Consider the following 10722-nt stretch of genomic DNA (forward strand, 5'->3'; position numbering starts at 1 on the left):
GGGAATGGGGCGGGGGAATGTCGGTGTCGGGAGCATCGAGGGTTCACCCCGGGTCGGCCCGGAGTTCACCGGTGACCGACAGGTTCAGGGGTATGACCTCACGACCTTTCTCTCGCAGGCGCACCCGGGTCGCCGTCGCGATCGGTGCCGCCGTCGCCGTGGCGGGCGCGGGCACCGCCGCGGCCCAGGCGGCCGGGTGGCTGTCGGCACCGTCGCACGACTTCGAGGCGACCGCCGACACCTTCTCCGGCCACGGCGGGGTGACCGGCAACGTCCTGCGGAACGACAGCGGCGCGACCGCGGTCGTCCGCCACACCGCCCCGTCCGACGGCACGGTGACCGTCGACGCGGACGGCTCCTTCACGTACACCCCGAAGGCCGGCTTCAAGGGCACGGACACCTTCACCTACACGACGACCGACGCGGTGCAGCTGTTCAAGGACTCCCGGTCGAACGGGAAGCCGCTGGCGCCGCTCGCGGAGGTCGCCGGGCCCGGCGGCAGCACCACGCAGATCTCCGGCGAGGGCTACGGTTCGTCGCTCGCCCCCGTGCCGGGCAAGCCGGGCCGCTTCTACGGGCTCACCGACCGCGGCCCGAACGCCGACGCCCCTGACGGCAACAAGTCCGAGATGGTCACCGAGTTCACGCCCCAGATCGGCGAGTTCAGACTCGCCGACGGCAGGGCCGAGCTGGTCAAGCAGGTCACCTTGAAGGGGCCTAAGAGCCGCGGCGGCGTGAAGTACAGCGGTCGCCCGCCGCACGACACCAGCGAGGTCATCGACGACGTCGCCGCGACCAACGCCAACGGCGGCACCCCTGTGCCCGTCGCCAGGGACGCGTACGGCTACGACTCCGAGGGCCTGGTGGCGCTGCGGGACGGCACGTTCTGGGTCTCGGACGAGTACGGGCCCTACCTCACGCACTTCGACGCGAACGGCTACGAGCTGGGCCGGCTGACCCCGTACCGGAACAGCCCCGACAACGCCGCTCACACGATCATCGGATACCTGCCGGCCGAGCTGGCCTACCGCGTCAGGAACAAGGGCATGGAAGGCCTGACGGTCACGCCGGACGGCTCGACCCTGGTCGGCGTCATGCAGTCCGCGCTGCAGCAGCCGGACCTCGGCACCACCAAGGGCGCCAACGTCTCGGCCACCCGCATCGTCGCGGTCAACCTGCGCACGTACCAGTCCAAGCAGTATCTGTACCTGCTGGACAACCCGGCGACCACGGGTGGCGCCCACAGCGAGATCACCGCGCTGTCCAACACGGCCTTCCTGCTGGACGAGCGGGACGGCAACTTCGAGCCGTTCGCGCAGAAGACCCTCTACAAGGCCGACATCAACGGCGCCACCGACGTCAGCGGCCTGACGATCGGCGGCAAGTCGCCGGAGGCCTTCGTCGGGACGGCCGGCACCGATGCCGCGCTCACCGCGCTCACCGGTGCGGGCGTCCACGTCGCGCAGAAGCAGCCGTACCTCAACGTCGGGACGCTGGTGAGCCAACTCGACCCCAGCGGCGCGTTCTTCGCGCACGACAAGGTGGAGGGCGTCGCCACGACGGACGCCGGCCGGACGCTGTACCTGTCCAACGACGACGACTTCGGCATCGACACCATCGCCGTCGACCCGGACGGGACGTGGACGGTCCACCAGAAGGTGCTGCCGCCCACGGGCAGGACCGACAACGGCGAGATCCTGAAGGTCGACACCGCCAAGCTGCCCGCGGTCCTCAAGACCGTCACGGTGACGGTCCACGTGCGCTGACCCGCCGGCGCCGCCGGGTCCGTCCACTCCGGTGGACGGACCCGCGTCCGCCGCGCCCCAGGGCCGTCCGGCCTGCGAGACCGGTGTTCCGGCTGGCGGGCGCCCCGACCTGCCGGAGGCCCGGGAGCGTGAGACGGTGAGGCGAAGGACCCGGTGACCCCTGTCACCACCGGTGGCCCCGCCGTCACCGGTGGCCCGTGTCACCGGTGGCCCCTGCCGTCCCGGCACGGGACAGAGAGCCCCTCGGAGTCGGAGGAGGACGTCGGCATGAGAGCCCTGGAGACGATCGGCTTCTCGCTGCTCGTGATCGCCATCTCGGTCGGCCTGCTGCTGTTCTGCATGGGCGGCCCGCACTACCGGCACAAGGACTAGAACCTCCCCGCCCCCGGGTGGGGGACTACGTCGATCAGGTGAGTTCCGGCCGCTGACGGTGACGGCTGAACCGCCGCGGCGTTCTCATCCTGTAGGTGATCGCCAAGGCCTCGTCAGTGATCCGCCGGCCACAACCGCCGGCCGGCCGACGCTGCTGCCCACCGATGGTGCGCGCCACCGTCTCCAGGGATGAGTACACACATGTCTCTCGCCAGTCCGAGACCCCTCGCCGGCCGCTCGGTGCCGTCGCCCGCCGAGGTCCGCAGCCACGCGTGGGAAGGATTCCGCTGCGAGTCGCGCGTGGTCCGCAGCGGCGCACCGCGACTCGCCCCCGTGCTGATGATCGGCGGCGCGTTCCAGCGCAAGGAGAGCTGGGGGCGGATGGAGCGGGCGCTGCTGGACGACATGGACGTGGTGACCGTCGACCCGCCCGGCTGGGGTTCGGGCGGCGTGCTGCCTGCGCACCACGGCGCCGACCTGCTGGCCGACGCCGTGTGCCACATGCTGACCGAGCTCGGACTGCCCCGGCTCAACATCTTCAGCGGCTCCTACGGCACCGCCATCGCCTACCGCATCGCGCAGAAGCACCCCGGGCAGGTCGGGCGGATGGTTCTCGTCGGCACCATGACCGAGATCCCCGCGCACGCCCGGCTCGGCATGCGCCAGGCGCTGGACTGTCTGCGGTCGGGTGACATGGAGGAGTTCGCCGAGCGCTCGCTGGACTTCCTGATGAACGCCGCGCGCGAGGACCGCATCGCGGGGGCCGCGAAGGTACGGCGCTTCCTGCGGCGGCGCCTGACGAACCTCGCCGAGGAGGAGCGCGCCCAGACCCTCGCCAACAGCGAGCGCCTGCTCCAGCACGAGATGGTCGATCTCAGCCTGCCGCCCGCCGCACCGGTCCTGGCCGTCACGGGCGAGCACGACAGCTTCACCACGCCGGACCGCTGCCGGGGCCTGGCCGCGACCTGTCCGGACAGCCGGTTCGCCGTCGTGTCGGGCGCCGACCACATGCTCTACCTGGAGCGGACCGCCGAACTGGCCGACCTCACCACCCGCTTTCTTGCGGAGGAATCCCTCGACGGTCTCCCGTACTGCTCGTACGTCGAACGTGTGAACCCGCCGACCGAGTACGCCTGACCCGCCCCGGCACTCGTGCCGGGCGAATAGAGGTACGAAGTCCACCGCGCAAAAAGGCGATACGCCAAGTCCTCGCATGCCGCGCTTGGTTGACGCTACTGTGGCCGCACCTCCCGACGCGATGACGGCCGGGTTCCGATACCCGCTGCGGTATTGATCTTCGGCCTTCCGGAAAATCGGCGCCAGGGTTACGTGTCCAACGGAAAGGCGATGACAAATGACGTTGTTCTACGGGGCGGCGCACGCACTCATCGAGCGGGACGGACGTTTTCTGGTAACGCGCAGGTCAGCCGTGGACGACTACATGCCGCTCAAATGGGATCTGCCTGGGGGCACGGTCGACCCCGGCGAGAGCCTGGAGGACGCCCTCGTCCGCGAGGTGCACGAGGAAACCAAGATCAAGGTCGACATCGAGCACCTTCTCTACGCGTACACCAATCTGGCCACCCTTCCCGAGCGTCAGACGTTCCAGACGGTCTTCCTCTGCCGCTACATGGGCGGCGACGTGGAACTCGACCCCGCCGACCACGACCAGTTCGTCTGGGCGTCGAAGAGCGAGATCGACGGGCTGGACGCCATGGCGTTCCTGGCCGGCTTCCGCGAGACCGTGATGTATCGCACCGTGAAATAGCGACCTAGGACGTGGGCTCCCGTGCGAGTGCGATCCGTGGACATCTACGTCACCTACCGGTGCAACCTGCGCTGCGCGCACTGCTTCGTCGGCGACAACCTGTCGACCGGCCGGAGTTTCGCCCACGATTCGCTGGCACGCCTGATCGCCGCCGCCCCCCGGCTGTGGGGCACCGAGGAGGTGACCTTCCTCGGCGGCGAGCCGACGCTCTACCCCGGGATCGCCGACGCGGTCCTGCTGGCGCAGGCGCGGGGACTGCACGTACGGATCGTGACCAACGGGGGGCACGGTTTCCGGTCCTTCGTCGACCGTTTCGAGGGCGCACGACTGCCGGTGGTCGGCGTCAGTATCGACGGCTCGACCCCCGCGACCCATGACGCCGTTCGCGGCGAGCACTCCTTCCAGCGCATGAGGGAGAACGTCGAAAGGGCCCGGGAGCACGGCTACGAGATGTTCGGCATCGTGTCGGTGAGCAGGAGCAACGCGCACGACGCCGGCGCCGTTCTCGCGCTGTGCGACCGCCTCGGCTTCGGCTGGGTGAATGTGCACTACGTCTCCAACCGGGGTTTCGCCACACCGGAGATGGTGCTGCCGGTTCCCGAATGGCGGGCGCTGGTCCGGGAGATCAAAAAACAGTCGGCCGGTCTCCGGATCGACATCCGGCTGGAGCGCACCTTCGTTCCGGCCGGTGACCACCGCAGGTACTGCGCGGTCCGCAGCAGTGACAATCTGCTGTTCCTGCCGGACGGCCGGGTTTTCATGTGCCCGATGTTCATCGACGTCCCGGAAGCACACTCCTTCACCTGGTCGGGCACCGAACTCCTCGGCCGGCCGGGAGCGGAAACCGAGTCGATACTGAGCCGGGCGGAAAGCGCGGCGCACTGCCCGGCCATGCGTCATGTGAACGCGCGACTCAATTCCGACGTGCTGGACGCGGGACTGGAAATATCCTGCGTGCTCGAAAAGACTCGTCTCAGCGGGGGGCTGGTTGTCGATGAGAAGTGAACACTGATGGATGTCTGGACCGACGCCGACCTGGCCTTCGTCCGCGAACGCGCGCACAGCTGGGACCTCCACTACTCCGAACTCTTCTGGGGAGCACGGCTGTACGACCTGGTGGAGCCGCTGCTCGCGTCCTTCAACGCGGACTGCGGCGTGCCCAAGCAGATCGGCGTCGCCTCGGAGTCGCTTCCCGAGACCACCGCGACGGTGCTGCTGGCCCTGCACCGTATGGGCCTGCTCAGCGCGAGCATGCGCGAGCGCATCCAGGGATACCTGTGGTCCACCCATTACGCGGTCGCCGCCGGGACCGTGGGGGATTCGAAGTACCCGGAGAACGAGTGCTGGAGTTCGACGTCACGGAACGTCTGGGCGACGGCGTCGACCCTGTGGGCGCTCATCGCGACGGGTTATCGGGGCCCGCACGAAGGGCGTTACGCCGCCGCCGTCCGCTGGCTGGTCGACGCCCAGGACGATGACGGCGCGTGGGGCTTCAGCCGCGACGCGCGCAATCCTCCGTCGGTCTTCCTCACCGCCGTGTGCGCGTACACGCTGCACCTCGCCGCCGGATCCGCCGGCCCGGGCGCGCAGCGGATCGACCAGGCGCTGGTCCGGACGGCCGTCGACGCCGGCACCGGCTACCTGAAGCGGACCCGGCACCGGCGCAGCGGCCTGTGGCACACCAGCGGGGGCGAGCCGGAGCCGACGAGTACGGCGATGGCGCTGTGGGCCGTCCGGTGGTGCGACACCGCCGGCGCCGGCACCGGTGACCTGGTGCGCAACGGCCTCCGGGCGCTGTCGCGCGCGGTGGGCGGCGCACTGTGCGGCCCCAGCCTGGAGATCGCAGTGGGGACGCTCCCCGATTCGCGCGAGGCCATCGCGCTGCAGGGCTACACGCCCGCGCTGCCGCTGGCGCTGCTGCAACTGGACATCGACCCCTTCCACCGGCTGGTCGTCGGGCCGCTCACCTTCCTGCGGACCAGCAGGCAGCCGAACGGCTGGGAATTCCCGGTCATCGGCAACGAGCGGCAGGGCCGCTACATCAAGGCCGTGCCGTACGTGGGCACCGGCGAACCGCTGACGTTCACGACCGCGCTGGCGCTGCAGACCGCGCACGCCTGGCACCGGCGGACGATCCGGTGGACCATCGAACAGCGGTTGACGCACGGCTGAGTTCACGCGGTACGCGACAGCACACCACAAGGGGGAGCACCGTGACGGCTGTCCTGTTCGTGCACGGCACGGGCGTGCGGGCGGAGGGGTTCGATGCCACGCTGGCGGTGATGTCCCGCTCGCTGCTCGCCCGGCGTCCCGACCTGACCGTCGAGGGCTGTTTCTGGGGGGAGGCGTACGGAAGCAGGCTCTTCGCCCATGGCGCGTCGGTCCCCGTCGCCGACGCGAGCCGGGACGCCGGTGCGGACGGCGCAGCGGACGACGTGGACCTCCTGGTCTGGGAGCGGCTCCAGGACGACCCGCTGTTCGAACTGCGCCTGCTGGCAACGGCGGACGGGCCGCCCCAGGAGCAGGGCGGCGGCTTCCACCCCGGCCGGCTGTCGCAGGGCCGCGCCCTGGAGGACCGCTACCGCCGCTTCGCCGCGTCGGACCCGGTGGCGGCGCTTTTCCGCGAGGCGGGGCTCGGCGCCGGGTTCGCCCCGAGCTGCCGGACGGTCGCCGCCTCGCAGCCGTTCGGCGAACTGGCGGCCGGCGGCGCGGCGCTGGAGGCCTGGCCCGCGGTGGTCCGCGCCACCGTCGCGGAAGCGCTCCGCCGGGCGGAGCGGACCGAAGGGCCCGGCCTGCGGGTGGTCTACGACCGGGGCGTCAGAGAGGAATTCCTCCGGGCCGTGCTGGCGGCCGGCGGCGAGGACTACCGCGGCGCCCTCGGCTGGGCCCAGCAGCGGCTCGGCACCTTCTTCGCGGGGCGGGCCACCTCCTACGTCTCGCGGCGGCGGGAGGCCTTCACCGAGTCCGCGTCCCCGGTCACCGGCGACATCCTCGTCTACCAGCGCGACGGCGCGGCGATCCGGCGGTTCGTCGGCGATCACGTCGGCCGGCTGGAGCCGCCGGTGGTGGTGGTCGCGCACAGCCTGGGCGGGATCATCTGCGCCGACCTGTTCGCGACCGCGGAGCCGTCCGACGTACGCCTGGTCACGGTGGGTACCGCGGCCCCCCTGTTCTGGGAACTCGACGCCCTGTGGGGCCTGCGCGCCGGCGCCCCGCTTCCGGCCGGATTCCCGCCCTGGGTCAACGTCTACGACCCGCGCGACTTCCTCGCGTACACGGCCGCCCCGCTGTTCGGCGACCGGGTCCGCGATGTCCGGGTCGACAACGGCCAGCCCTTCCCGCGCTGCCACGGCGCCTACTGGTGGAACAGCCAGTGCTGGGACGCCGTGCTGAGCGCGTGTCCGTGAACGCCTTCGCGCACGCCCGCGCGCTGGTGGTGGGCGTCGAGAAGTACGCCGCAGGACCGGACTGGACGCTGACGGGTCCGGCCGCCGACGCGCTGCGCTTCACCGACTGGCTGCTGGCCATGGGCACACCGCCGGGCCATGTCAGCCTGTTCGCCAACTCCGCCACCGCCTCGGCCACGGACGACTGGCGGCGGCGTACGGGCGTCGAGGTGGCCGAACCGACCTCCGACGCCGTCCACGCCGTGCTCCTCGACGTCGTCCGGGAGCACGCGTGCGACGTCTTCTTCCTCTTCTGGGGCGGGCACGGCATCACCGACCCCGAGGGCCACCTGCGGCTTTTCACCAGCGACGCGCGCGAGGAGGTGCTGCGCAACGTCGACATGGACGATCTGATGCTCGCCCTGCGCTCCTCGTCCTTCGCGCGGGTCAAGCGGCAGATCCTGCTGGTCGACGCCTGCCGCCGGTACGTCTCGCACCGCGAGCTGCGCCGGGGGCTGCCGACGGTGTCGGTGCCGAAGGGCGACCTCGTCCAGACCGACCAGTTCGCGCTGTGCGCCACCCGGGAAGGCGAGCTGGCGGCCAACCTCACCGCCGCGGGAACCGGCCGGCTGTCCTCGGTGCTGCTCAGGGAACTGCCGGTGACACCGGGGACGCTGCCGGACATGGCGCTGGTCGCCCAGCGGGTCGGCGCCGAGTTCGACCGGCTGCGCGCGAGCGGCAGCACCACGCAGGTGCCGGTGTTCTACTCCTCCCGCGGATACGACGGCAGCCTGCGGTCGAACCAGCTGGCGCCCTGGGCGACGCCGGCCGCGGCGGCACCGGCGGCCGACGAGCTCCAGTACGTACAGCGGCTGGCCCGCACGCTGGAGAGCCGGCTCGTGGGAGAGGTCCGGGTCAGCGGCATGGGGCCGTCGTTCGACTCCCTGGAGCGGTCGTCGGTGGTGACCAGGGCGCAGGTGCGCAGTACGGCCATCAGTGCCGAGCACACGCTGGTGCCCGACGTCATCGGCTACACGCGCCGCACCCGGATACGCCGGATGATCGTCACCGGCGCGCCCGGGATCGGCAAGAGCGTGCTGCTGGACCTGCTGGCGCTGGCGCAGTGCCGCGCCTACCAGGTGGACCGCTCGACCGTTCCGGTCCTGGCGGTGATCGGCGGCCGGGGCGGCCCGGAGAGCGCATTCGCCGGGATCGAGCAGATCCTCCGCGACCGGGCGGGCTTCCTCGACGGCTCGGCCCTGGACGACGTCCTGCACCGGTGCGTCTTCTACCTCGACGACTTCGACGAGCTGACGCCCGAACACCAGCGCATGGTGCTGGACTTCATGCGCGCCCACCCGAACGCGTCGATCACGCTGTCGACCCGCTCCACCCGCGGCCTCGACTGGTCCGTGCCGAACTGCGTGGAGGTGGAGTTGCTGCCGCTGGACCCGCCCGAGGTCCTGCGCCAGCTGGAGTGCGAGCTGGGCACGGAGGACGCCGAGGAATTGTTCTGGCAACTGGCCGGCCACGACTACGAGGTGGTCAGGGACAGCTGGAGCCTGGCCGGGGGCGACCGCGAGCAGTTGTGGTCGCTGTCCGCGCGGGTGCCGCGGAGGGTGCCGGGAGAGGTGGCCGCGCTGCGGCTGCGGCTGCTGCGCGATCCGCCGGCCGCCCTCCAGCTGGCCCGAATACCGTTCCTGCTGCGGGCGATGGTGACCATCCGGCGGACCGGGGAATATCTCGACCTGTCCCGCCCTGATGTCCTGGACCACCTGGTCACCTCGCTGTGGAGCAGGCCGCACGCCGAGGCCGGCTACCACGATCTGACCCTCGACCGGCTCTTCGCCGGCCTCGGCCCGCTCGCCGAGCACCTCATCCGGGTGCGCCAGGACCGGCAGGACCTGGCCTCGGCGACCGCGCTGCTGGCCAGGGCGGGGGAGCCGTCCGCCGCACGGCTCATCGAGGCCGCGGTGATGGCGGGCCTCGTCGACCAGGACAGCTCGGGTATCACCTTCCGCCACCGGGTGATCCGGGACTACTTCGCCGCGGCGGCGCTTGCCGCCAGGATCCCGGACGGCATCGCGGTGGCCGACTACATCGATCCGGCAGCCTGGTGGACCGAGTCCCCCTGGCGCGCGGCCCTGGGATTCGTCCCGCAATTCCACGGCACCCCCGGCCCGGTCGTGGGCTGGCTCGGCGAGGCGCAGCCGGAGCTGGCCGCGATGTGCGTCCAGCGGGGCGAGTCGTCCGACGACACGGCGCGCCGGACGCTCCGCGGCGTCATCAAGGCGCGGCTCGCCGGGACGCCGGTCCGTCCGCCCGCCGAACTCGCCGCGCTCGGCCGCGCCCTCGCCGTGGTCGGGGACGACCGCCCCGGCGTCGGGGTCGGGCACACGACGGCGGCGGCCGTTCCGGTCATCGAGTGGGTTCTCGTACCGCAGCAGCGCGTCCCGGTGTCCGGGTCCGCCGCGGTCGCGGTGCCGGCCTTCTTCATGAGCAGGTACCCGGTCACCAACGCGCAGTACGAGGTGTTCCTGCGCGACGGGGGCTACCGCAGCGACGGCCACTGGACGCGGGACGGCATCGCTTGCAGGAACCGGCTCGGATGGTGCGCTCCCGAGCAGTACGGACCGCCGTTCGACCTTCCCAACCACCCGATCGTCGGCGTCAGTTACCACGAGGCCCGGGCGTTCGCCGACTGGCTGGGCTCGCTGCGCAGGGAACGGGTCGCGATCCCCACCGTCGCGCAGTGGATGGCGGCGGCCAGATCCGCCGACGGCTTCGACGGATACCCGTGGGGCGACGACTTCTCGACCACCCGCAGCAACAGCCGGCAGACCGACATCAGGACCACCACCGCGGTCGGGCTGTTCGCCTCGGGGGCCAGCCACTTCGGCCTCCTCGACTGCGGCGGCAACGTCTGGGAGCTGTGCGCGCCCGACTCCGGGCCGCGCGGGGCGGCCTGGCGCGGCGGATTCCGCGGCAAGTCCCCCGCGGACCGCTACCTCCCGATCAAGGGCGGCTCCTTCGCGCACTACTGGTGCTCGGTGAAGACCAGGACCGACGTGACCGTGCGCGAGACCGATCGTGAATGGGACGTCGGCTTCCGCCTGATGAAGCAGCTGTAGTCCGGGGGCTGGCCGCGCGGCGGGCGCCGGGCGCGCCGCCGGCTGCCGGGGCGCTCTTGACAAGGCCGCCCACCCGCCACGTACGTTCGTCTCGCACACCATCAAGTGCGGCTCGGCGCCCGGCGCGCCGAAGCCGCGGTCGCCACGCGCCGCCCCAGGCGGCGCGCCGATGGGAGTCTTCGTGAGGGCATCGCACGTCAGGCCGGTCCTGCTGCCGGTCGGGACGAAGCGCCGCCACGTGGACCTGTGCCGTACCCACGCCGCGCTCTGTCGCTGACGACTCACCCCACCCCTTCCCC

Annotated in this window: 7 protein-coding genes; all 7 read left to right on the forward strand. The window is 71.4% G+C overall.

Annotated features, from left to right (window positions below):
• The first annotated feature begins 92 nt into the window (after positions 1-92).
• On the forward strand, positions 93-1766 hold the full coding sequence (locus V7E46_RS29470) for an esterase-like activity of phytase family protein (protein ID WP_333771276.1): 1674 nt from the start codon (positions 93-95) through the stop codon (positions 1764-1766).
• A 573-nt stretch (positions 1767-2339) separates the two neighbouring features.
• Positions 2340-3275, forward strand: a complete 936-nt coding sequence (locus tag V7E46_RS29475; protein WP_333771277.1) for an alpha/beta fold hydrolase — start codon at positions 2340-2342, stop codon at positions 3273-3275.
• A gap of 217 nt (positions 3276-3492) precedes the next feature.
• On the forward strand, positions 3493-3906 hold the full coding sequence (locus V7E46_RS29480; RefSeq protein WP_329176485.1) for an NUDIX hydrolase: 414 nt from the start codon (positions 3493-3495) through the stop codon (positions 3904-3906).
• 21 nt (positions 3907-3927) lie between these two features.
• Entirely contained in the window at positions 3928-4911 is a 984-nt protein-coding gene (locus tag V7E46_RS29485; RefSeq protein ID WP_333771278.1) for a radical SAM protein, read from the forward strand.
• A gap of 6 nt (positions 4912-4917) precedes the next feature.
• On the forward strand, positions 4918-6078 hold the full coding sequence (locus tag V7E46_RS29490; RefSeq protein ID WP_333771279.1) for a hypothetical protein: 1161 nt from the start codon (positions 4918-4920) through the stop codon (positions 6076-6078).
• Positions 6079-6119: 41 nt separating this feature from the next.
• Positions 6120-7313 (forward strand): hypothetical protein, encoded by a 1194-nt coding sequence (locus tag V7E46_RS29495; RefSeq protein WP_333771280.1) that lies wholly within the window; start codon positions 6120-6122, stop codon positions 7311-7313.
• A complete protein-coding gene (locus V7E46_RS29500; protein WP_333771281.1) occupies positions 7304-10423 on the forward strand; it encodes an SUMF1/EgtB/PvdO family nonheme iron enzyme in 3120 nt (1039 codons plus the stop codon). The genes V7E46_RS29495 and V7E46_RS29500 overlap by 10 nt, the downstream gene beginning before the upstream one ends.
• Positions 10424-10722 lie beyond the last annotated feature (299 nt).

It is taken from the genome of Streptomyces sp. IBSBF 2435 (genome assembly GCF_036815005.1).
Lineage (GTDB): Bacteria > Actinomycetota > Actinomycetes > Streptomycetales > Streptomycetaceae > Actinacidiphila.

Coding starts and splice junctions, on each gene's coding strand:
- V7E46_RS29490 (WP_333771279.1), top strand. CDS start 4,918: ATGGATGTCTGGACCGACGCCGACCTGGCCTTCGTCCGCGAACGCGCG.
- V7E46_RS29480 (WP_329176485.1), top strand. CDS start 3,493: ATGACGTTGTTCTACGGGGCGGCGCACGCACTCATCGAGCGGGACGGA.
- V7E46_RS29470 (WP_333771276.1), top strand. CDS start 93: ATGACCTCACGACCTTTCTCTCGCAGGCGCACCCGGGTCGCCGTCGCG.
- V7E46_RS29475 (WP_333771277.1), top strand. CDS start 2,340: ATGTCTCTCGCCAGTCCGAGACCCCTCGCCGGCCGCTCGGTGCCGTCG.